The organism is Haloferula rosea, assembly GCF_016595525.1.
In the GTDB taxonomy this organism is placed as follows: Bacteria; Verrucomicrobiota; Verrucomicrobiia; order Verrucomicrobiales; family Akkermansiaceae; genus Haloferula; species Haloferula rosea.
The window spans coordinates 66618-90437 of the sequence record NZ_JAENII010000001.1 but is presented as its reverse complement, the minus strand read 5'-3'; the positions used below and the strand labels follow the sequence as shown (position 1 = coordinate 90437).

16 protein-coding genes and 1 riboswitch are annotated in these 23820 nt (G+C 61.0%); of the genes, 8 read left to right on the top strand and 8 right to left on the bottom strand.

What is annotated here, in order from left to right; all coding sequences use genetic code 11:
* On the bottom strand, nt 1–702 hold the full coding sequence (locus JIN81_RS00385) for a hypothetical protein (RefSeq protein ID WP_200275077.1): 702 nt from the start codon (nt 700–702) through the stop codon (nt 1–3).
* Between the two features lie 30 nt (nt 703–732).
* A complete protein-coding gene (locus JIN81_RS00380; protein WP_234044351.1) occupies nt 733–4110 on the bottom strand; it encodes a hypothetical protein in 3378 nt (1125 codons plus the stop codon).
* 413 nt (nt 4111–4523) lie between these two features.
* Here JIN81_RS00380 and JIN81_RS00375 point away from each other — a divergent pair, with 413 nt between their 5' ends.
* From JIN81_RS00375 to JIN81_RS00350, 6 genes are all read left to right on the top strand, one after another.
* The gene (locus JIN81_RS00375; RefSeq protein ID WP_234044350.1) at nt 4524–7469 is read left to right on the top strand and encodes a sensor histidine kinase; all 2946 of its coding nucleotides are present in this window, start codon (nt 4524–4526) and stop codon (nt 7467–7469) included.
* A gap of 78 nt (nt 7470–7547) precedes the next feature.
* Nucleotides 7548–8222 (top strand): response regulator, encoded by a 675-nt coding sequence (locus tag JIN81_RS00370; RefSeq protein WP_200275070.1) that lies wholly within the window; start codon nt 7548–7550, stop codon nt 8220–8222.
* A 144-nt stretch (nt 8223–8366) separates the two neighbouring features.
* Nucleotides 8367–10271 (top strand): ulvan lysase-like protein, encoded by a 1905-nt coding sequence (locus JIN81_RS00365; RefSeq protein ID WP_234044349.1) that lies wholly within the window; start codon nt 8367–8369, stop codon nt 10269–10271.
* Between the two features lie 66 nt (nt 10272–10337).
* Nucleotides 10338–10539: riboswitch (cobalamin riboswitch) on the top strand.
* A 136-nt stretch (nt 10540–10675) separates the two neighbouring features.
* Nucleotides 10676–11476: a DUF4465 domain-containing protein gene (locus JIN81_RS00360; RefSeq protein WP_200275066.1), complete on the top strand. Its 801-nt coding sequence runs from the start codon at nt 10676–10678 to the stop codon at nt 11474–11476.
* Nucleotides 11477–11525: 49 nt separating this feature from the next.
* Nucleotides 11526–12629: a hypothetical protein gene (locus JIN81_RS00355; protein ID WP_200275064.1), complete on the top strand. Its 1104-nt coding sequence runs from the start codon at nt 11526–11528 to the stop codon at nt 12627–12629.
* A complete protein-coding gene (locus tag JIN81_RS00350; protein ID WP_200275062.1) occupies nt 12626–13381 on the top strand; it encodes a type II secretion system protein in 756 nt (251 codons plus the stop codon). Before JIN81_RS00355 ends, JIN81_RS00350 begins: the two co-directional genes overlap by 4 nt.
* Before the next feature lie 3 nt (nt 13382–13384).
* Here the strand turns inward: JIN81_RS00350 and JIN81_RS00345 are convergent, their stop codons facing one another.
* Nucleotides 13385–15487, bottom strand: coding sequence for a S9 family peptidase (locus JIN81_RS00345; RefSeq protein ID WP_200275061.1), 2103 nt, complete (start codon nt 15485–15487; stop codon nt 13385–13387).
* 62 nt (nt 15488–15549) lie between these two features.
* Here JIN81_RS00345 and JIN81_RS00340 point away from each other — a divergent pair, with 62 nt between their 5' ends.
* Nucleotides 15550–15834 (top strand): hypothetical protein, encoded by a 285-nt coding sequence (locus JIN81_RS00340; protein WP_200275058.1) that lies wholly within the window; start codon nt 15550–15552, stop codon nt 15832–15834.
* A gap of 33 nt (nt 15835–15867) precedes the next feature.
* Here the strand turns inward: JIN81_RS00340 and JIN81_RS00335 are convergent, their stop codons facing one another.
* Complete coding sequence (locus tag JIN81_RS00335) at nt 15868–16095, bottom strand: lipoprotein (protein WP_200275056.1); 228 nt, start codon at nt 16093–16095, stop codon at nt 15868–15870.
* A complete protein-coding gene (locus tag JIN81_RS00330; RefSeq protein WP_200275054.1) occupies nt 16092–17213 on the bottom strand; it encodes a hypothetical protein in 1122 nt (373 codons plus the stop codon). The genes JIN81_RS00335 and JIN81_RS00330 overlap by 4 nt, the downstream gene beginning before the upstream one ends.
* Before the next feature lie 193 nt (nt 17214–17406).
* On the opposite strand from JIN81_RS00330, the gene JIN81_RS00325 reads away from it, so the two are divergent.
* Entirely contained in the window at nt 17407–19086 is a 1680-nt protein-coding gene (locus JIN81_RS00325) for a Na/Pi cotransporter family protein (protein ID WP_200275052.1), read from the top strand.
* Between the two features lie 456 nt (nt 19087–19542).
* On the opposite strand, the gene JIN81_RS00320 is transcribed toward JIN81_RS00325, so the two are convergent.
* The 3 genes from JIN81_RS00320 to JIN81_RS00310 all read right to left on the bottom strand — a co-directional run bounded on the left by JIN81_RS00320 (nt 19543) and on the right by JIN81_RS00310 (nt 23791).
* The gene (locus JIN81_RS00320; protein WP_325100824.1) at nt 19543–21081 is read right to left on the bottom strand and encodes an excinuclease ABC subunit UvrC; all 1539 of its coding nucleotides are present in this window, start codon (nt 21079–21081) and stop codon (nt 19543–19545) included.
* A gap of 83 nt (nt 21082–21164) precedes the next feature.
* Nucleotides 21165–22736 (bottom strand): cryptochrome/photolyase family protein, encoded by a 1572-nt coding sequence (locus JIN81_RS00315; protein WP_200275050.1) that lies wholly within the window; start codon nt 22734–22736, stop codon nt 21165–21167.
* Nucleotides 22733–23791, bottom strand: a complete 1059-nt coding sequence (locus tag JIN81_RS00310) for an NAD(P)/FAD-dependent oxidoreductase (protein ID WP_200275048.1) — start codon at nt 23789–23791, stop codon at nt 22733–22735. The genes JIN81_RS00315 and JIN81_RS00310 overlap by 4 nt, the downstream gene beginning before the upstream one ends.
* Nucleotides 23792–23820 lie beyond the last annotated feature (29 nt).

Genomic DNA, 23820 nt, shown 5'->3' with positions numbered 1-23820 from the left:
CTACTCCGCCGGCTTGCCTTCCTTGCCGTCGTTCCGGAAGTCGGCAAAACCCATGACCCGGGGAGTGCGACTCCCGTTCTGGGTCATGACGAAGACCACCATTCTCGAGTTGGGATCATGAACCCACTTCGTCTCACAAAGCGGATAGAGATGTTTCTTGCCGGGGATGCGATAGGCCAGATTCACATGATAGTCCTCGTTCCCTACGGCGGGAGCCTTGAGCAAGGTCCTTGAGTTTGCCTTCATCGCCAGATCCTGCCGACCGACCTTGCCGCCGACGGAGTTTCCAGTGAGGTTGAACCACATCATTTCACCCCTTTTGAAGGTGGATGAGTCAATCGGCACCACCTTCAAACTGACAGGTGCGACCGTGTTCTTCGGATCCGAAGCGACCAGCAGATAGAAGTCCTTTACCGCAGCAGGAACCTTCACCCGCGGCGCCTTGGGATCCACTTCCTCGGGCGCCATGTAGGACTTCTCCGACATCACCAGGGTCAGGTCCCCCGCCGCAAGGCGATAGACCGGAGAAAAATTCATCCGTGGAAGCTGGACCTCCTGGGAAACCTTCCCGTCGAACAAGAAGAGCTTTTCCGGGGCATCCGTTGGAGCATTCAGGAACAGGATGCGACAAGTATGACTCCCTTTCTCGGCAGCCAGGGCAGACCAAGAAAGAAGAAGGGAAACGAAGACGAGCAATCTCATAAGCGATGTTTGGAACGATTCACGGACCCCTCAAACTTCGGAGGCATTCAGCCAGCGGAAGGAGACAAGCTTCATCCTCCGACCGAACCGCCGGTTCACCTCGGAATCCGGAAGCTCTTCGATGTCGGCTTCATCCGATGGGTCCACGTAGTCTCGAGTCCGCTGCACGACCGCCTCGCACACGGAGGTGGCGGTGATTCTGCCCGCCGCGTCGCGTGCCTCTCCGTAGGCGCGAACGGTAAAGGTGTCATCACGCGCCGTGATGGTCGGAGCGAGGGCACGCAGGACATCCGCCTGCCTCGTCCACCCCGGGAGACCATAGGTGCTTTGACCCACGGCAGCATCAGGGAATTGATACTCCGCATTGTTCGCACCGGGTGGGTTCGATACCGAGGGTCTCGAAATCACGCTCTCGATCACACCATAGGGGCTCGAGGATGAATCGTTGGCCAGCTCGTTGAGGGCCGATTGGACGGCACCGGCCAAAGCCAGGTCCCCCGATGAAAGCTGACGGTTCACGAATTCCGAAAGTGAGAGGAACGGTCCGCGACGACGGACCTGCTCAACGATTTCCTCAGCCAGTCGATCCAGCATTTCCTCATCGAACTTGCGGTAGCCCGCAAACTCCGCCGCCTCGGGGAAGGCTCCCGACGATCCCTGTTCGGTCGCCTCGACATCGCCCGCCACACTGAAACGCGAGAACGCATGGTCCGTCGGAGACGAAAGGTCCACATTCCAGCCTCCCGCGGACTCCTCGATGTAGGGAATCTCCTGATCACGTGCGTGACGCAGAAGGGCGCGCCATGCCGTCACCGAGGTGGAGTTCACATTGAACATCCCTTCCACTTCCAGTCGGGAAGCAATGGTCTTCCAGCTGTTCCTGCCATCCACTTCCTCCTGATAGAGTTTGGTTGCCTCGGATGAGGATCCGGATGCCAACGCTACATCCTCCTGGATGGGCTTGTACGCCACGTTGGGAAGCGGGGCATTCCCCTGAACGAGGTCCGTGAAGACGTCCTTCTGGGATCGACCGTTGGTGCCGAAGCTGTCCGGGTCCGGGGCAATCGACGAGAAGAACCAGTCGTCAAACAGCAGATGGTTCGCGCAGTAGGAATCATCATGCTGCAGATTGACGGACAAACCGGCATCCGCCTGGTTGACCACGGCATCGGGCGGCAGCAGCGGACTGGCATCACTGTTGCCGATCAGATTGAACGCAAACGGAGGAATCGGATTCTCATATCGAAGATCCCAGTGCTGCAGCTCACCCAGCGACTGCAGTGGACGTGTCGGGATCTCGGCGATCACGCAACGGGACAACCCGTCGGCCTTGGTGAATCCGGTGACAATGTATCCGCGGTTGCTCGCATCACTCTCATTCGGCAGCAGACTGTCATTCTGGGAAACCTGCTGGAAACTGTAGTCAAAGGGTGAATTCACCGGATGATCGGTGCCGCCATAGTGACGGCTGATCGTGCTTTCCACGCGGTCCTTTCCGCCCATCGCCGTGTAGTTCACCAGCGGACTCGATTGGACAAACCCCTTCGCCGAAAGGTGGGTCCGACTGGCCATGCGGGCACCAAACACGGTGGTCATGAACGGTCGGGGGCTGGCCATTGCTTCGCCAAGCGTGCTGGCCCCCATCCCGGTCAATTCGGGATAAACCTGCCGCGCCACCTCGGGGGTATACACCATCCGGTAGACGAGATGGTCACCACCCTGGAAGTTCATGTTGAGGTAGATCCCCACCCCCGTTTCCCGGTCCTGATAGACGGTGTCGAACCTGGCATCCGCCTGGATCGTCGTCGAAGGCGGACCGGACAACGGCCGCCTTCCGTTTTTGATCTCAAAGTAGTGACCGCCCCTCGCCCGGTAGCCGGGCCGGAGCTCCAGGTCCGCCATGCTTGCTTCCACCGCAGTGTTCGAGGCAGGACTGAAGAGCTTGGTCTCTCCGGGCATCAGGGTGAAACGCTGGCGCACCACATACTGCAACCGGTCATCCGCTGCCAACGGAGGATTATGATTCGTATTCCCGGCGATCAGGCTGTTGAAGGCCGACGGCGCCGTTCCATTCACCTTGTAGCGAAACGCCACAGGCAAGGGCTTGCGCAGGGCAAACCTCAGAGGCACGGAACTGAAGGTCATCTCCACGTTGTAGGGATTCCACATCGTGACGACGGGCGTCATCAACAACCGCCCCTCCAGGTCACCGGGACGCGCACCTCGCTGAGAGGAAGGCGCCGCCGAATGCGAGAACACCCACTGGATCCGCGCAATCACGGGCAGCATCCTCACCTTGTGCAGGAAATTGTACGCATTGCCCCGGATCTGTTCGGAAGCGGGCCGGATCGTCGCCCGCCCCGAACTCGACACATTGACCCGCTTGTAGGCGGTCGCGTAGTCGATGAGGTTGGCCCAACTGGTCACCGGTCCATGCTGATAGATCGGAATGCTCGATGCATTTCCCCGATAAGAAGCCCACGGATAGAAGATCGACTTGGAAGCCGAAGGGCTGCCACTCGTCGGCATCCTCGCCATGAGATCCTCGCCAGGAGCCACCCGGAAAAGAGGCAGACTGCGCGAACCCACCGAGGAACTCTCGGTGAACAGCGAGAGGTCTTTCTTCCAACCTCCGGTCGCCACATTCGTCTGCAGACCGACTGAGGAGGCGGACAGGTCATGATAGAATTCCTGGGAAACCGGGAGCGCACCCGACTCCGCGAAAAAGTCGCCCTGGCCCAGCGTTGTCGTTTTTGCCGCGAGCGACTTGTCGGCGAAAACCCGACCCATCCGGAACACCTCCGGATCCGCGACGGAGTGAGACTTCATTCGAGCCGCCCACTGACCATTCGTGTCCTTGTCCATCTCGACAGGATTCGGAATGCGGGCCTTCTGGTTTTCTCCACTGACCCACCACGCGAACGCACCGTTCGATGCCTTGCCGTCCTCGATCTCAATCGGGTCGAGATGAATCTGGAGATCATCCCGATCACCACCCGACCCCACGGAACCTTCTCCTAACAAGGTCACCCGGTTCGGCGATGGCGAGGTAGCCGGGAGCTGCTGTCCGCCACCCGAAACCATCCACGAAAGAAGTCGGTCGTCCTTGCTGTCGTAGTCCGGTGCGACCGGCCGGCCGATCGCCTGCCCGTCCTGTTCATGATCCTCCCCTTCCCAACTCCGCCACACCCCCAGCACCGGCGGATTGCTTTCGTCCAGAATGTCCGCTCGAGCGGTCACGCGAGTATCAGGCCCCGCGTACTTTTGGAGATCTCCGATCGCCATGACCAGCGCCAGATGAGCATTCGCTCTGGCAACCGATTGAGCGGCTGATTGGCTGGAGGCCCGCAGGGAAACCGAACTCAAACTAAGCAGCCCCACCGACATCAACACGAGTAACACCATCATGCTGATCGTGATGATCAATGCGAAGCCTCGCTGCGACACGCGGGATACTTGAGGTCGGTTCATGGATTCTTTGGGTTCAAGGGGAAAGGTGTATGACAGCAATCGGTCTGGAATCAATAAAGAATCGCTTCCTAATGCAGACAATGTCTTTACATGATTTGGCAATTCCCCGCCGTTTGCGAGAGCGCCATGCTTACGCGGGCACTGCACTGGGAGTAAATAAGAATCGATTCTCCATGTGTCTTCATTTTCCCGATCTGCCTTCCCAATGCGCTCATTTTGGTGCCTTGAAGATGCTCTGAAATGCCCCCAACCGAGTCCCACAAGTTTCTCGTCGGACTTTGAAATTGGGATCACTTGACTCGCCGTATAGCGTCCCTCCACAACCCATGCGAATCCGCCCGTTCATCCTCATGTCGATCCTGCTTGCGATTGGCAGCGCATGGGCGGAGACCGGCGGCTCGGACTGGTTCTACAGAGCTTGGCAGACCGAGGACGGCCTCCCGGATAACACCGTATCGGGTCTGGCGCAGACCCCTGACGGATACCTCTGGGTTGGAACCAACGGTGGGGCCATGCGGTTCAACGGTCGCGAGTTCAGCCCGATTCCGCTTCACAACGTTCCGCGTCTGCCAAGTCGGCAGATTCGGAGCATGATCGTCGATCGCAAGGGCTCCCTCTGGCTCGCCCTCGAGCGTGGCCCGGTGATTCGGATCGGCGAATCCAGCTTCCGCGCGTTCGACCGTGATGATCATGGCTTCGAGGGGGTGGCTCGCTTCATGGTCGAAGATCCGCAAGGCCGACTGTGGGTCGGCTTTTCGCACCAAGTCTTCATGATCGAAGGCGATCGGGTCAGCAAACCCGAGAGTATCCCCAGCGGCATCAACTCCGGTATTACCTGTGATCAAGAAGGTCAGGTATGGCTGGCAAAGGGCGGCCAACTCGGACGCCTGAACCCCGAGGGATTCGAACCAATACGCAACTTCGGCGAGGTCGGACTCAGCATCACCCCATCCATCGATTCCGGCCTCTGGATTGTCGCAGGCTCCGAACTCCTGCACATGGGACCGGATGAAGAGTTCCAGTCAGTGACCACCCTGCCGGCCAATATCACGATCAATACCCTCTTCGCCGATCAAGAACGCTCGGTTTGGATCGGCACTCAACTGTCCGGTCTCATTCGGGTCAGCGATGGCAGGTGGGAACGGGTTCCTACTTCCCACCCGTGGGTGCAGTGCATCACCGAGGATCGGAACGGATACATCTGGGCGGGCACCATCGGTGGCGGGCTGAACCTGATCAAACGCCGCACCGTCAGCCTTCAAAACAAGTCCAACGGCTTCCCTTTCAGCACCGTGCGATCCACCAGTACCGGCCCGGATGGGAGGATCTGGGCCGTGAGCCAGGGAGGTCGGCTCGCATTTCGTGAGTCCGGTGAATGGCAACGTTTCCAGACCAAGAGCGGCAACGAACGGTTCAACTGCGTGCTGGCCCACGCCAATGGCCGAACCTGGCTCGGCACTCAAGAGCATGGCTTGCTGAGAATCCACGAAAACAGCATCAAGCGGTTCGTCAGGGCAGACGGACTCGCCTCACTCTTCGTTCGATCGGTCTTCGCCGCGAAGAATGGCGACCTCTGGATTGCGACGGACAACCCCTTCCGGCTCCACCGCCTCCGAGACGGCAAGATCACCGCGCTCCGCGACGGGGGCAAGTTCAAGGCCATCCGGGCCTTTGCGGAGGGAGCAGACGGAACCATCTGGGCCGGGACCTCGGACGGCCACCTGTTCCGGGTGGGAGGCGACCAACTCATCAAGGAGGAGGGGGCGGAGGAGATGCCATCCATCCGCACCCTGCAGACCACCCCGGACGGCAGCCTTTGGATCGGCTACGCCGGCGAAGGCCTCGGCCACCTGAAGGATGGACGCTACACCCGCTTCACCACGGAAGAAGGGCTTTACGACGACTACATTTCCCAGATCCAGGACGACGGTCAGGGCTCCCTTTGGATCGCCTCGAACCGTGGGCTGTTTCACGTCGGGCTCGATGATCTCCTCAACCATTCGCCCGCCAGCCGCACCAAGCTCAGGTGCCGGGTCTTCGGTCGCAGCGACGGATTGCCCAGCTTCCAGCCCAGCCGCGACTACTGCCCGAGCTCGTCCCGCGGCCCGGACAACCAGCTGTATTTCGCAACCAGCAACGGTCTCATCGAAGCTCACCCCCACCTCACCCGCCAGGATTCGCAATCCCCGCCGGTCGTACTGGAGAAAGTCACCGTCAACAATGAACTGGCCGCCCTCTATCAGGCCAGATCCATGCTCATGCCCGGTGCTGACAAGCAAACCATCGACCTCAGCAAGGACGACCCAGCCATCACCATCCCGCCCGATCACGACAAAATCACCATCACCTTTTCTGCTCTCGGGCTGGCCTCACCTGAAAACACCGGCGTCCGCTATCGCCTATCGCCACTCGACAGCAATTGGGAGGAATCCGACAGCCAGCACAGCACCACCTTCACCCGCCTTCCTGCGGGAAAATACAAGTTCCAGGTCACCGCATGCAACAGCCGGGGAGTCTGGAACGAAGTCGGCGCGTCTCTCGACATCATCGTCGAGCCCTTCTTCTGGGAAACATGGTGGTTCCGAATCGGGGGTGGTTTGTTCACCGCTCTGGCCGCCGGCGGCATCGTCTTCCTCGGGCTACGGAGGAAACATCACAGCCAGCTCCGGAAGATGGCCGCCAAACGGGCCTTGGAAATGGAGCGCAGCCGGATTGCCCGCGACATCCACGATGACCTCGGCGCCAGCCTCACCCGCATCAGCCTGCTCAGCCAATCGTCGTCGGTCACTCCGAGTGAATCCGTCCTCAGCCAGATCCAGTCCACGGCACGGCACCTCATGCGCTCGATGGACGAGGTCGTCTGGGCCATCGACCCGGAACACGACTCCTTCGATGATCTGGTCAACTACATCAGCAGCTACGCCCAGGAGTTTCTCAGCGTCGCCAATATCCGTTGCCGCCTTGAGGTACCGATCGCCGTTCCGGAACGTCCCTTGTCATCCCAGCTGCGCCACAATCTTTTCCTCGCCTTCAAGGAGGCCCTCAACAACGTCGTGAAATACGCCAATGCCAGCGAGGTCAGGATCACCCTGGAAGCCGAGGATGACCGCTTCTCCCTGCGCGTGGAAGACGACGGCCAGGGGATCGACCCCAATGCCCCCGCAGACCCCTCACGCTCGAACTCCGGCAGTGGTTTGAACAATATGACGAACAGGATGGACGAGATCGGAGGGACCTGTATCGTGGAGAGCTCCCCGGATCGTGGAACAAGCGTGGAATTCAGCGTTCCCTTCTGATTTCCGCCATGCCGCACCCCTTTTGTCCCCCAATTTAGTGACAACCCATTACCCCCGATTTCGACTAGTCTGATCCCAGTGAGTGCTCCTGCAAACGACATCGCAGTCTCCATCGTCGAGGACGACGAGGCCCTGCGCACCATCTACGCTGACTGGATCGAGAACGCGGAAGGCTTCCGCTTGGTCAGCCAGTATGAAGATGGGAAGGAAGCGCTCAACGGCATCCCGGGAGACGAACCCGATGTGGTGCTTTCCGACATCAATCTCCCCGGCATGAACGGCGTCGAGTGCGTCCGTAAACTGAAACTGGAACTCCCGCACATCCAGTTCGTGATGATCACCGTCTACGAAGACTCGAACCGCATCTTCAGGGCGCTTGAGGCGGGAGCGACCGGCTACCTGCTGAAGCAGACACCTCGCGAAAAGCTCCTCTCCTCACTTCAGGAAGTCTACAACGGCGGCTCCCCGATGAGCAGCGGGATTGCCCGCAAAGTCGTGCAGTGCTTCCGCAAGAGCCAACCGGAAGACGAAACGAACGAGTTGAGCCAACTTTCCAAGCGGGAGGAAGAAGTGCTCGAACTCCTCGCCCGGGGATTCCTCTGCAAGGAGATCTCCGCCGAACTCGGAATCAGCACCCACACGGTCGACACCTATCGCCGGCGAATCTACGAGAAACTCCACGTGCGTTCCCGTGCCCAAGCCGCAGCCCTTTACGTGCAGATGAAGCCCAGCGTGCTCCAGCGCCCATCGTAGCCTCCTCAAGCGAAACGACAGGCGTCTGTCCTTTCCTCATGCCCACACCGAGGCGTCGGGAAACTCCTTTGCTGGCCTCCCCGGCAGGGCCCACACCTTCCCAATCCACCCATCATGCAGGACCGCCGATCATTCCTCCAAGCGATGTCATTGGGCACCGCCGGACTCTCCCTCACCACCGGGGGCTTCCTCGCCCACTCGCGCAGCTTCGCCGCGGAGGCCGGCAAGCCCGACTTCGATACCCTCACCGCGAACCTGCTGAGGAACTGGTGCGACGGCATGCTCGCCCATCAGATCAACGATCCCGAAGACCCGGTTCGGGACGGCGCCCTCGCCTGCCCGTCGTGCGATTTCATCCACGGCCGTTGTTGGGAAGCGGTCTATCCATTCCTCCATCTGGCCAAGGTCACCGGCGAGAAGAAGTACCTTACCGCCGGCATCCGCCTCTTCGACTGGTCGAAGAATGTGAGCGGCAAGGACGGAAGGTGGACCAACGACCTGAGGCCCGGCTCCTGGCACGGCACATCCATCTTCGGGGCCATCGCCTTGGCCGAGGCGATCAAATACCACCGAGACCTGCTGACAAACGAGCAACGGAGCGCCTGGAAGAAGCGTCTCGGCGAGGCCGCCAGCGGCTACCTGTGGAAGCAGTTCGCCACCATTGACTTCACCAACGTCAACTACGGTTTCACCGCCATCCACGGCTTCAACCTGATCGGTCGCGTGCTCGATGAACCACGATACATCGAGCGCAGCCATCAGTTCGCCAAGGAGATCCCCCGCTTCTTCACCGAACCCAGCAAGCTGCTCTTCGGCGAAGGAAAACCCTACAACCACAAGAGCGCCCGCGGTCTCCTCCCGGTCGACCTGGGCTACAACGTCGAGGAATCCCTCAATGGCGTCGTCCTCTACGCCCTGCACGAAAAGGACGAAGCACTGCTCGACCTGCTCCAGCAGTCGCTCGAAGCCCACCTCGAGTTCATGCTTCCCGACGGCGGCTGGGACAACAGCTGGGGAACCCGCCAGTTCAAGTGGACCTACTGGGGAAGTCGTACCTCCGACGGGTGCCAGCCGGCCTTCTCGATGATGGCCGGACGCAACCCCGCCTTCGGGACCGCCGCCTACCGCAATACCGAAGTGCTCGCCCGCTGCACCGCCGACGGACTGATCCACGGTGGCCCCCACTACGTCACCCACGGCATCAAACCCTGCATCCACCACACCTTCACCCACGCCAAGGTGCTCGCCTTTGTCCAGGACAACAGGAAGTCGCTGCCCCCGGTCGACGACTCGACACCGCTTCCGAGGGAACTGGCCAAGGGAGTGAGGGATTTCCCCGACATCGCCGTCTCCCTCGCTGCCCAAGGCCCGTGGCGGGCCACCGTCTCCGCCTACGACTCCATCTACCGGACCAAGACCGAACCCGACCACATCCTGCATGCCACGGGTGGTTCGCTCGCCCTACTCCACCACCAGAAGGCAGGACTCCTCCTCGCCGGCAGCATGCCGAAGTACCTCGAAGTCGAACCCCTCAACCAACAGGAGAACCCGGAAGATGGGTTCGTCCTCACACCGCGCGTCGAGACCACACAGGAAGGAAAGTGGTTCACCAACCTCTACGACCTCAAGGCGCAGGTCACCCACGAGACGACCGACGGGAAAATCAACTTCTCCATCAAGACCACCCTCCACAACGAGGACTACCAACCCCTTCCGGGAAATGATGGGAACTTCGAACTCGGTTATGGATTCACCGACGGACAGACCACGATCTCAGCCAAGGGAGCGGCGACTTCATCCGATATATCCCTCGTGCTGCCCGTCATCTCTCCAACAGGCGAGAAGGTGGTTCAGGTGTCCCCTACCCGCATCGAGATCATGAAGCCCGTGGGCAAGGTCGTGATCGAGGCGAATGTACCCTTGAGCATCAAGCCGACCAAAAAGGGGCGGGTCTTCAACATGGTCCCCGGAGTAGAGGCGGTCCCGATCATTGCCCGACTGCCCGCCGAGGCCGACGCGACCGCGACCTGCACCATCACCGTCGTGTGATCCGGCGAATCCCGGAAGGTCCGCTGGTGCCTGCCTGCCGATCGCGGATGGTCGTCCCCCTTGCGCCTTGACTGAACGGGTGCGGATCGCTACCCGGGCGGTGGCTATTTGCAGAGAGGTGCATGGAATCCGGTGAGACCCCGGAACAGTCGCGCTGCGGTATCCGGTTACAAATCCCCAACAGCCAATCCGTGTTTCGGCACGGGTGAAGGCGGGGAGGAGGTTCAAAGCCGGGAGTCCGAATACTTGTCCTCACTGCATCTCGTCCTCCGGCCGATGGGAAAGGATCCATCGACGGAGACATACGACCCTTCGCGATTCAAGGGTCGGCGGGAAAGACCGACGGGACTTTGAATCCGATCGGCTCAGAACCGTTCGCGCTCATACCAAGCAAGAACATACATATGACCAACAAGATACAACCCGTCTTCATCGGGTTGATCGCAGCTGCCAACGTAGCCCAATCCGTGGCCTCCACCGTGGTGATCAACTTCGAGGATGTCACCGTCCCACCCGGCGGCTTCTACAACGGGTCCGACGGAAGTGGGAAATTCACCAGCTCCGGCGTGGATTTCAGCAATGCCTACGACGACACCTTCGGCCCCTATTGGGAAGGCTTCGCCGCCTCCAGCGTCAGTGACACCACCACGCCGGGCTTCGGCAACCAATACGCCGCGTTTCCCGGAAGCGGGGTCGCCGGTTCCTCGAATTACGCCGTGGGATACACCAGCAACTTCCTCGGGGGTGGCGCACCCACCGCTGAGTTCGGCGGAACCATCGACCTCGGCGCAGGCGGAGGAGCCTGGCTGACCAACACGACCTATGCCGCTTTGTCGATGAGGGATGGCGACGGATTCGCCAAGCAATTCGGTGGCGCCACAGGCGACGACGAAGACTGGTTCCTGCTCACCATCGAGGGCTTCGATGGGGTGAGCTCGACAGGCATCATCGAGTTCTACCTCGCCGACTTCCGCTTCTCCGACAACAGCGAGGACTACATCGTCGACGGATGGACCTTCGTGGATTTCAGCAGCTTGGGCGAAGTCGACCGCCTTCGCTTCAGCCTGAGCTCCTCCGATACAGGGAGTTCTGGGATGAATACTCCGGCCTACTTCGCCATGGATAACCTGACCATCCCCGAGCCAACCTCTCTCAGCTTGATCGCGCTGTCCGCCGGACTCGTCCTCCGCAGGCGCCGGGGCTGAAACCTCCCATCTTCCGACCCTGCCGACCGGCAGGGTCGGGACTCCCACCATGAAATACCATCTTCTCGCCATCCTTCCCGGGCTGACCCTCGCTGGCTCCTTCCCCGATGACGATGGGATTGCCGAAGACACTCCCGGGATCTGGGCGTCCTCCGCGGCCGTGGACCGGGGTCCGGTGGATGCCACCGTGCCGGACGGAGCGACCACCAGCCATGGCTCGCCGGCCGATGCCATCGGCGCCTCGGATGCGAGTGACGACCCCACGGTTGGCGTGGTCTCGCTGGGGGATGGAGGAGCCGCCACCCTTCGCCTCAGCGTTCCTGTTGCCGACGGCTCCGGCGCCGATCTTGCGGTGTTCGAAAATGGGTTCAGCAGCGCATTTCTCGAACTCGCCCACGTCGAAGTCAGTTCCGATGGGATTCACTTCGTCCGTTTTCCATCCATCTCACAGACCCAGACCGACACCCAGATCGGAACTTTCGCCTTCAACGGAATCGACCCGACCGATCTCCACAACCTTGCTGGAAAATACGAAGCAGGGATCGGAACGCCCTTCGACCTTGCCGAGCTACGCGGGGTCGACCCGCGACTTGACGTCAGCCATGTCACCCACGTCCGGGTCATCGATGTCGTCGGCAGCATTGACCCGAATCTCGGCACCACCGACAGCCTCGGCAATCCCATCAACGACCCCTTCAAAACGAACTTCGCCACCGGCGGCTTCGATCTGGATGCCGTCGGCGCCATGCAGGCGGCACCCACCAACCTCCCCGCCTGGACCACTCACCATTTCCCGACAGGTGGGGCCACGGGCGACGAGGAAGACCCCGACGGCGACCGGATTCCCAACCTGCTCGAATACGCCACCGCCGGTGACCCCGTCCACCCGTCGGGTCCCCCCCTGCAGTTCGCCTACAGCGGACCATCTCCGCAGCTCACCTGGAGGAAGGCCAACAACCGCACCGGCGTGACCCTGATTCTCCAAGGCTCATCCAACCTTGTCGACTGGACCGACCTCGCGTCCTCCACCGATTCCGCAGCGACCTCCGGATTGATCCTCGGAGTCGCCGTCTCGGAGACCGCTCAGGATTCGCTCGTGACAGCATCCGTGACCGCCAACTACACCTTCTTCCGTCTGAAAGCCGAACGATGAGAAACCCGCGTGGATTCACCCTGATGGAGTTACTGGTAGGCATCGTCATCATCACGATGCTCGCCGGCGCGGTCTGGACCGTAGGCAGACGGGCCGTCAGCACCGCCCAGATTGCAGAGTCGAGCTCGAACCTCAGGCAGCTGGCCTCCGCCAATGCCGGCCATGTTTCCGACCACCGGACCTACGCACCCGCGATGGATCCGCGGAACCTCAAACGCTGGCATGGCGGCCGAAGCCATCGCAAGGGAGCCTTCGACCCGACCGAGGGATTCCTCTCTCCCTACCTCGGCAACAGCCGGCAGGTCGGATTCTGCCCGCGCCTCCGCGACATGATCAGCGATCCCGATTCCTGGGAAAGCGGCTCCGGCGGATATGGCTACAACGCCGTCTACCTCGGAGGCACGCCCCGGGACCCCTACCGGCCCAACGTACCGGCCAATGTGAGAAACCCCTCTCAAACGCTGATGTTCGCCACCACCGCCCTGGCGAAATCCGGCGGACTCCAGGAATACCCCTTCGCCGAACCCCGTCAGTGGATCGACCCCAACGGCAACCCCGGCGGCAGCCTCCAGCCAAGCATGCACTTCCGCTTCAGCGGCAAGGCCCTCGTGGCGTGGTGCGATGGTTCCGTCTCCGCCGTCCCGATGACCGAGGGCAGCGATCTCAACTACTACGGAGGAAGTAACGACGAACACGCCATCGGTTTCGCCGGCCCGAGCAACGACAACGGCTGGTGGAATCCCGCCCGTTGAATCCTACTCGGGCCCACCGAGGTGGCGCCTGAAGAAATCGACCCTCCGACGCTGGGCATAGCGGCTCTCTCCCGCTCCGTGCCCCTTGCCCGTCATCATCAGGAACTCGAAATCCTTGTCCGCCTTCATGAGCGCATCGACGACCTGATAGGTGGAGGAAGGATCCACATTCCGGTCAAGTTCACCCACACTGAGCATCAGGGCACCCTGCAGTTTGTCGGCGTGGACCACGTTGGAGTTCTCCGCGTAGTGCGGCCCGACCGGCCAATCCATCCACTGCTCGTTCCACCAGATCTTGTCCATCCTGTTGTCGTGACAGCCACAGTCCGCCGCGGCGGCCTTGTAGAAGTCACCGTGGAAGAGCAACGCCGCCATCGCATTCTGCCCGCCAGCCGAGCCCCCGAAGATCCCCACCCGCTCCAGGTCCATCTGCGGATACTTCTTCTGCGCCGCCTTCATCCACGCGATTCGATCGGGGAACCCCGCATCCTTCAGGTTCTTGTAGGCGAACTGGTGGAACTCCCGGCTCCGATGGTTGGTCCCCCGACCATCGATCTTCACCACGATGAACCCATGGACCGCCACTTCATGCATCGGCATCCGCCAAGGACGCCATGATTTCGGAACAAAGGCACCGTGCGGTCCCGCATAGATGTTCTCCACCACCGGGTACTTCTTCGACGGATCGAAATCCGGCGGCAGGATGACCACTCCGTGAATGTCGAATTTCCCCTCACGATCCTTCGATACGAAGGGCTGGGGCAGCGGCCACCCCGTTCCCTCCAGCTTCCTCGCATCCGCTTCCGCCAGCACCCGCACCAGCGATCCATCCTCCCACCTGCGGAGTTCGGTCACCGGCGGATGATCCACCCGCGACCAACGACAGCTGTAGTATTTGCCGCATCCGGATCTCTCGAACCGGTCATGGGTGCCATCGGATTCCGTCAAGGCCACCACCTCGCCGTCGTCCAGCCCGACACGGAGGTAATGGATCAAATACGGATCCTGCCCCGGATGGAATCCACCCGCCTCGATGAGAAGCTCACGATTCTCCTCGTCGACCTCCACCACCTTGCGGACCACCCACTCTCCCTTGGTGAGCTGGCGGATCACCGAGCCATCCCGGCCGTCGATGAGATACAAGTGCTTCCAGCCGTCACGCTCCGACATCCAGATGATCTCCTCGCCGTCCTTCAGGTCACGGCGGTAGGAGTTCCCACTGACAAAGATGAACGCATCGCTCTCCTCCCCGATCAGCACCCGATGCTGCCCGGACTGGCTGTTAACCTCGATCACACGATGCTTCCCGAAGCCGCGCTCCACATACTCATACGTCCCCCGCTGGCCATCCCCTCTCCATGCGAAGCGGCCGCAACTGAAGGGGTTCTCGATCAGGGCAGGATCCGGACGAATCGCCTCCCGTCCGTCCACGAAACAGATCCACGGAGCCTTGGTGTCGATCTCATCCCCAGGCTTCGGGTAGCGGTAGGTCGACCGCTTCGGCTGCAGCTGATCCTTCGGTGACGACTCCACGAGCTGCACCGTCCTCTCCGGCACGTCACGGGTCCGCCAGATCGCAAATCTTGAACCGTCCGGCGACCAAATCGGCTCATCCCGGAAAACCTGTCCCTCCTCCGCCTTGATCACCACCCGTTCCTCGCCATCGCTGCCCTTGATCGCCACCGCCCCCTTCCTCACGACCACCTCGAACTTCTTGTCCTTCGACTGCCACCCACGATGGTCACGCCGACCGGATCTCGCGCTCTTTTCCTTCTCCGGCGCGGCCACCTCCCGCCAGCTCCCGTCGTCCAGCTGACGCCAACCCTCATCGGTCTCCAGCTTCAAGCCCCCCTCCGCTCCGACCCGGAAGCTCTTCCAGTCCAGCGGTGGCTGGATCGGTTTCCCCTGCTCCCCGGTTTCAAGGTCGACCGGGACCAGAACCCGACCCCGCCCCGTTTCCAGCTCATACACCATGCCCGTTCCATCCGGCGAAAATGACACCTCCACCTGCTCATTGAGCACCGGAGTACGGGCCACCCCATACCATTTACCCGTCAGTTCCTCGAACGACCGCAGGCCGCCATGCTCAGCTCTCAAAACCAGCACCGAAAAAACTGCAACAACCGGGGCTGGACGAATTAATTTAAAAAAGTTAACCATGATGCGCAATGAAATCACCCTTCTACGCCCTTGCACTCGTCGTCCTAGCAGGAACCCTCCCATCCTGCATCGGACCGACGGAATACAACGTCCCCGGCGCTGGCTACAGCGAACGGGACGCCTATGATCGTGGATTCTCAGACGGGAGCTCCGATCGCCTCGCGGGTCGTGCGCACAATCCGCACATCAACGACGCCGAAACCCTGCCATCCGCCTACCGGAAGGAATACATCTGGGGTTACACCGAGGGATACAAGAATCCCTACAAGCACGGCGGCGGCAGCAGCAAGTAGCCGCCCTCCGCGCCACTCCCCCTCTCCGAAAGCTCAGTAGGTCGGCAAATTGCCGTTCTGCTGGCTTTCTGGCGTACTGCCATCAAAACTTCGCCCCTGGGCCTTGTTCTCCATCCCTTCGCCCAGTTGACGGAAATCCCGCCCGATTCCAATCATCGTGTTGCACGAACTCAGGGTCACCGCTGCCAGTAGGACAATGATCAAGCGCTTCATGGCCAAACTCATATCCACGAAAGAAAGCAAGGCAATCCAGAAAATCAAGATCTCTTAAGCTCTTGCCGCATGTCGGTCAGTTTCGTCCGCAGTGCAAAAATTTCATCCCTGAATGCTTCGATCGCACGGGATTCATCCAAATCTTCCGTCACCTCAAGAATCCTCCGGCAGGCTGAAAGCGCCTCATTCTGACGGGCCAGGCAGCGCTTCAGAATGGCGAGCACGTATCCGGTCTCCCGCTCGTAGGTCCCGTTCAGGGCCCCCGCCAACTTGCCGGCGACCTCCGTCAGGGTTCCCGTGACCACCAGCGTATCCTCGTAGCCACTTGCCTCCGGTTCCCGATGCATCAGGTCGTAGGCACGGATCGCCAACTCCTGAGCCTCCTCCTGCAAGGGGTGGGGACGGAACATTTCATCCTCATCCTCCTCGGTCCATTCTCTCTCTTCCACGGGCAAGGCGCCCTTCCCATCGTCCGCATCGGCCATGGCACCGAGAAGTCCATCCCAACCCATGACGAATGCCTCCTTCTGCTGGGCATTCGGGTCGTCCATGTACTTTTCCAGCACCTCCTGATAGGCATCGGTCATCCGATCGCTGTCGCGCAATCGCCGCTCCCACTCAAACTCGTCGTCCTCGCTGGAACTCGTCGATTTGCCCGGGCGCCGCGCGATCAGCCCCTCCAGGAAATCCCTCATCGCCTGCATGTTGGCCATCTTCTGGGCTTCCTCCGCATCGCCATCCATCGACCACAAGCTCTCGGAAAGCGACAACTCGAAGTCCGTGGTTTCAATGACGACCCGGCCATTCGCCTCGGAAAACCACTCCAGATAAAGCACATTCTTCCACACCGTGGGCACCTCTTTCCCCGCTGCCTGCAAGGCCACCATCTCCTCGAGATCACAAGTCGGCACCCGCGCCTTCCGACTGGCCGTGATGTCCCCGACCACCCCGGTCTGCATCACGGCCAGGTCATCCGCCCGCACATCGGTCAGCTTCAGATTCGAGAAACTCAGCTTTGCTCCGGCCAGATCCCGCCAGCAATCGCCGACCAGATTCAGAACAATCGGGTCCTCACGATCCACCACCCAGATCATTCCCGTCGTCGTGCCCTCGACAGTGTTGTCGATCTCACCGCGGAGCACCGCTTTCTCGATCCTGAGGGCCACGGTCCGGATCCTCCACAATCCATCCCCCCTCCGTCAATCCTGTTGGAGATCAAGCCGCTACGCACCCTTTCCCTTCCTTGGTTCCAGCAGATGAACCGAGGCCCTGAAAAACGAGCCATCGTGAATTCGGGGCCACCCGCCTTTCTTGAAGCTTTCAGGCAGAGGCATTGGGCTCTAGCGTGCCTGCGAATTCATGGACTGGTTTGCAATGACGGTGCTCCTCCTCGGAGGCTTGGCCTTTTTCCTCTTCGGGCTCGACCAGATGTCGAGCGCCCTCAAGGCCATCGCTGGCAACGGGATGAGGAAGATGCTCGGCGACATGACGCGCAACCGCCTGTCCGCCACCTTCAGCGGAGCCGTCATCACCGCCCTCGTCCAGTCTTCATCGGTCACCACCGTCCTCGTCGTCGGCTTCATCTCCGCAGGGTTGATGTCCCTGACCCAGTCGATCGGCATCATCATGGGTGCCAACATCGGCTCCACGGTCACAGCCCAGCTCGTTGCCTTCAAGATCACCGACTACGCCCTGATCATCGTCATCGTCGGCTTCAGCCTGATGTTTCTCGGCAAGCGCGAGAAGCTCAAGCAACTCGGCACCGCCATCATGGGACTCGGGTTGATCTTCTTCGGCATGGGCCTGATGAGCGATGCCACCAGCCCGCTTCGCGACTATCCCCCGTTCATCGCGATCATGCGCAACATGGCCCACCCCCTGTTGGGCATCCTCGCCGGCCTCGTGTTCACCGCCCTCGTACAGAGTTCCGCCGCCACCACCGGCATCGTCATCGTGCTCGCGACCCAGGGCTTCATCACACTTGAAGCAGGCATCGCCATCGCCTTCGGGGCCAATGTCGGAACCTGCGTCACCGCCGTGCTCGCCGGACTCGGCAAACCCACCGACGCCCGTCGCGCCGCCGCCGTGCACGTGCTCTTCAACGTCATCGGCGTGCTCGTCTGGCTGCCATTCATCGATCATCTCGCCGATTTCATCCGTCAGATCTCCCCGCAGCACTCCGAACTGACCGGAGACGCCCGCCTCGCCCGCGAAGTCCCCCGCCAAATCGCGAACGCCCACACCGTGTTCAATGTCGCCAATACCCTCGTCTTCATCTGGTTCGACCGGCTCTTCGCCAAGCTCGTCACCAAGATCATCCCGCAAAAAGCCATCCCCCTGCCGAAGGCCGCCCAGCCAATCTTCCTCGATGCCGGATTGCTCGACACCCCCGCCCTCGCGGTCGACCGCGTCGAACTCGAGACCGGGCACCTCGGAGAGCTCGTCCTCGACATGGTCAACGCCTCAGGATCCGGCACCGGACGGGAGAATCCCCCCGACGTCTCCAAGATCGACAAGCGTGCCCGTGAAGTCGACCTGCTGGTCGTCGAAATCCTCGACTACGGGCGCCGACTCTCTTCCAAGGCCCTCACCGATGCCGATGGTGCCCGCCTTCACCGGATCCTGGATGTCGTCAACCAGCTCCGCGCCGTCGCCGACACCCTGGGCAACAACCTCAGTTCGTTCCTTCACGAATGGGAATCCCGCCAACTGATCGTGAGTGCCGAAACCGGCGAGCGATTCGACCGCCTCGAGAAGAAGGTTCAGAGCGCACTCAGGGATGCCATCACCGCCTGCAGGGACCGCGATTACAAAAAGGCCCGAAGCGTGATCAAACAGAAGAAGGAATTGCGCAAGGAGATCGAGGACTTCTCCAAGCACCTTTCCATCCGCCTCCTCAGCAACGATCCCGACCGGGCCGAAACCTACCGCCTCGAAAGCCGCGTGCTCGAGATCATGTCCCGGCTCTTCTTCTTTGCCCGGCACATCGCCAAGACAGTCTCCGCCCCCCCTTCCAAGGACAAGGACCACGACGAATAGCCCGCTCGATCAGGCCATCCGGCCTGACCAGCCAAGACCCCCGACCCCCAACCAAGGAGCGACTCCAGCCCATTCCACCCAAGGGATCAGGGACTGAGGGATCAGGGGCCAAGCGATGCCAGCGAAAGGCGGAAACCAGGCCCAACGGGCCGACATCCCTCAGCCCAAGGCGCAGCCTTGGGTAAATCAGCGCCGGAACAAAACGGCCTGAAGGGCCGTGATACCTGACTACCCCGAGAGTCTCTCCCGTGCATGCCGACTCCACCGTCGATTCCCTCCAAGGGGTCAGGGACCGAGGGGTCATGTTGACCGGGGACATGGGTGACAGATCAAGGTGATGGATGCCTTGGGGGATTGCGTCACCCATGGAACAGGGATCGCGATTGGTCGGCCTCGCAGAGAGCGGGCAGTTCGAAGCGATTGTGTGAGGATTCCGTGTCGAGATCCCACAAGGATTCACCCCAACCATTCGAGGATGGCCTCCGCCCCCTTCTCCGAGATGCCCGGGATGGCCGAGAGTTCTTCTGCCGTCGCTTTCCTGATCCGTGCCACGCTGCCGAACTTCGACAACAGAAGCTGTTTCTTCTTCGGTGAAATGGCAGGGCAGTCATCCAATAGGCTCTCCTTCATCCGCCTTCGATAGAGCAGCTCATTGTAGCCATTCGCGAATCGGTGGGCTTCGTCGCGGATGCGTTGGAGCAACTTGAGCGCACCCCGGTCATGAGGAATCAGCAGCGGCTCGCTCCGACCGGGTCTGAAGATCTCTTCGTGCTGTTTGGCCAGACCGATCACCGGCAGGTCGTGCAGGCCGATGCGCTTCAGTTCCTTGAAGGCGGAAGACAGCTGCCCCTTGCCGCCATCCACGATCACCAGATCAGGCAACACGATCCTCGCCCGACCTTCCTTGGCAAGCCGGCGCTGGATCTCGATGACGTCCTCCTGGCTTTCATCCGCCTCCGGCACCGCCCCGGCGTTCTCCAACAGAATGCGTGAGTAACGACGTCGCACCACCTCGGCCATCGAGGCAAAGTCATCCTGTCCCTCCACCGTCCGGATCCGGTAGCGCCGGTAGTTCTGATTGTCCGGTCGGCCTTCCGTGAAGCGGACCATCGAAGCGACGATGTGATTCGATGAGACATTCGAGATGTCGAAGCATTCCATCACCTTGGGTGGCCCCTCAAGACCCAGAGCTTCCCCCAGATCCGCCAGGTCCTCGAGCGGCTTGACCGTCGTCGGCACCCCCCTCCCACGCGTGAACTGACGGGTCGGGCTCAAGGTTTTCCGCAGATTCTCCACCACATCCCGGAGCAGGGCCGCCCTCTCGAAATTCAGCTTCCCGGCCGCCTTCTGCATTTCGGTCTCCAGCTCATCGAAGATTTCCCGACGCCCTTTCCCTTCCAGAATCCGGCATGCCTCTTCGACCTTCTCCAAGTACTCCTCTTTGCTGATCCGGTCGACACAGGGAGCCGAACAGTTGCGGATCACATCGGCGTGGCAGTGCTTGTATTCCGTCTCGCCGGGAACCCGCGGACGGCAGGTGCGCAGACCCAATCGCCGGTTCAGCCACTCCAAGGTCGTCTTGAGCGCACCGGAATGCGCGAATGGACCGAAGTAGCGCGAACCATCGTCCTTCTTCATCCGCGTCATCTGGAACCGCGGCCACGGGTCGCTCAGCTTCACTTTGACGAGCAGGAAGCGTTTGTCGTCGCGAAACTGGATGTTGTAGCGCGGTCGGTAGTCCTTGATCAGCTTCCCCTCCAGCAGCAGGGCCTCGGTCTCATTTCGCACTTCGTGAAACTCGAAGTCCGCGATCGTATCGATGAGCGCCCGGGTCTTCAGATCCGCGCGGGTTTTCTTCGATGCCATGAAGTACGATGACATCCGCTTCCGAAGATCGCGCGCCTTTCCCACATAGATGATCGAGCCCAGGCGATCCTTCATCAGATACACCCCGGGCTTGTGCGGGACCTCCCGCAGCTTGGCTTTCAGATCCACCGGCACGCCACTTACTTGAGAGCCGCCACGGAGGGAAGCAACTGGAAAAAGCCCCTAGGCTCACCTGCCCCGGCAGCCAGCGCTCAGAGCAGGCCCGCTTGCTCAACCAGCGTCTTGCACGAAGGGTCCTCACGGATCTGCTCCGCACGCCCGCGAATGGCCTCCCGGCGCTCTTCGTCGAGGCGCTTGAGATTCCGCAACTGCATGCCCATCCGATGATTGCCCGAGAGCTCTTCCTCGTTCCGCAGGAGAAAATCCCAGTAGAGCGTGGTGAAAGGACAAGCGCGATCGCCGGTCGCATCCCCCGGTTTGCATGGGCAGCCCTTGCAGTAGTTGCTCATCCGGTCGATGTACTTGCCGCTCGCACAGTAGGGTTTGGACGCCATGACACCGCCGTCCGCATACTGCGACATCCCAAGCGTGTTCGGCAGCTCGACCCACTCCACCGCATCGACATACACCGCCAGATACCACTCGTGGACTTCTTTCGGCCGCACCCCGAGCAGCAGGCTGTACAGCCCGGTCACCATCAGCCGCTGGATGTGATGCGCATAGCCGAACTCAAGCGTCTGCCCGATTGTCTGACGCAGGCAGGGAAGCGGCGTCTCCCCCGTCCAGAAGAACTCTGGCAGGTCCTGATCCGCTTTCAGACCATTGCGATCGACGTAGTCGGGCATGTGAAGCCAATAGACTCCGCGGACGTATTCCCTCCATCCGAGGATCTGGCGGATGAACCCTTCCACCGCAGCAATGGGAGCCTTCCCATCCCGATAGGCCCCCTCCGCCGCCTCGATCACCTCGCGGGGATTCAGCAACTTCAGGTTGAGTGAAGACGAGATCAGTGAGTGAAACAGGAAGGGTTCGTCGGTCCATAGTGCATCCTGATGGTCCCCGAAACGCGGAAGGATTTCATCGATGAACCGCTTCAGCGAACGCTTCGCCTGGGCCCGGGTCACCGACCACAGGAACCGATCGAGACTCCCCGGGTGATCCCCGAAGCGATCTTCCACCAGCTCGATCACCGCCGTGGTGATCTCATCCGGTGGGGATGCCCGGTAGGACGGCACCTCCTGCGGTCCCTCCTTCCCGAATGACTTCCGGTTCTCCTTGTCGAAGTTCCATGCTCCACCGGCTGGCTTGCCATCATCCATCAGCACCCCGGTCTTCTTGCGAAGCTCGCGGTAGAAATACTCCATCCGTAGTTCTTTCCGACCTTCGGCATGATTCCTGAAATCGTCGACCGACGACAGAAAGTGCCGGTCCCCGCGAATCTCGATTTCGACACCTGATCGATCGCACACTTTCTCCAAGCCATCCCTCACCCGCCACTCACCCGGCTCGACCAGGATCACCTTGCTTGGTTGACCCTCCTCGATCGCCTTCCGCAGCTCATCACCCAGTGATTCACTCCGCGCCTTCTGGTCCAGAGCGCGGTAGTCGACCCGCCAACCCCGATCCTTCAGCTCGGCAGCAAAATGCCGCATGGCGGAAAGGAAGAGGACGATGCGCTGCTTGTGCGTCCACACATGCGTCGATTCATCCGCCACTTCCGCCATCCAGATGACGTCCTTGTGCGCATCGAAGCCATCGAAGGCCGCCGAATCGGGATCAAGCTGGTCACCAAGGACCACCACCAGATGTCTCACCTCCTTCATCCTGCCGACATCGGATTCTGCTGGCGGAGCATGCACTCCGCCGCTTCCAAGCCACTGGCCATCGCCAATGGAACCCGGCCACGCCCGACCAGCGAGTCCCCGGCAAAGAACAGGTTGGAGCCCTGCCCCACACGAAGCGCCACCGCATCAGCAGGTGCCGCTGGAAGCGCCAGCATCCATCGCTGGCTGTCCCACCAGTCGGGCCTGCGGAACTCATCTCCCAACAGTAGACCGACCTCGTGAAGGACCTCCTCCAACAGGGCCTCCCGATCCACCTCCAACCGCAAGTCCGTCCAGTCGGACGACATCTGCACCACGAGCGCCCCTTGTCCTTCCGGCAGGTGTCCCGGTTTGTCCTCCTCGAAGCTCAACCACGCCACCGGGTGATCCCTCTGACTGCTGACCAGGGCATGAAACGGTCGGCTACGATCAAGCGCCCGTTCATACCCGAGGATGAAGGAATACTGCCGATGAAACTGCGAGTGACCCAGACCTTCGAGCAACCCGGCTTTCACGGACGCATCCATCGCGCTGGCTTCGATGATCTCGCGGCACTGCGGACCCGGTGCGGCCAGCAGGACCTGCTTGAAATTGCCCAGCTCACCGCCATCGGTGTCCCATAAGGTCCACTTGCCATCCGCCAGCTCCATTCGTGCCACCCGGGTCTGGCGTTTCACCTCCACCCCCGAGGCCGCGACCAACAATTTGCCGAGCTGGCTGATGCCCTGCCGATACGTCCACTTCGGCTCGGCGTTCTGCTCCTGATCCCCTTCCGAGATCGAACCCGATCCGTCGAATGTCCAGACGTCCCCCGGGATCTCTACCAGATCTTTCGTCGACAGCTTGGTTCGAACCAATTCGTCCACCACCGGATCATCCAGTTTGAAGAAATTCGCCCCGTGATCGAAACGCACGTCCCCGCGGCTGCGAGACGCCGCACGACCGGACAGCCCGCGGCTTTTCTCGAATACCACCGGATCACGACCCTGCCTGGTCAAGGACCACGCCGCACTCAACCCGGCGAGCCCACCTCCGATGATCGCAATCTCCTTCATGGGTCGACACTTGGCCATCTCTCCGCATT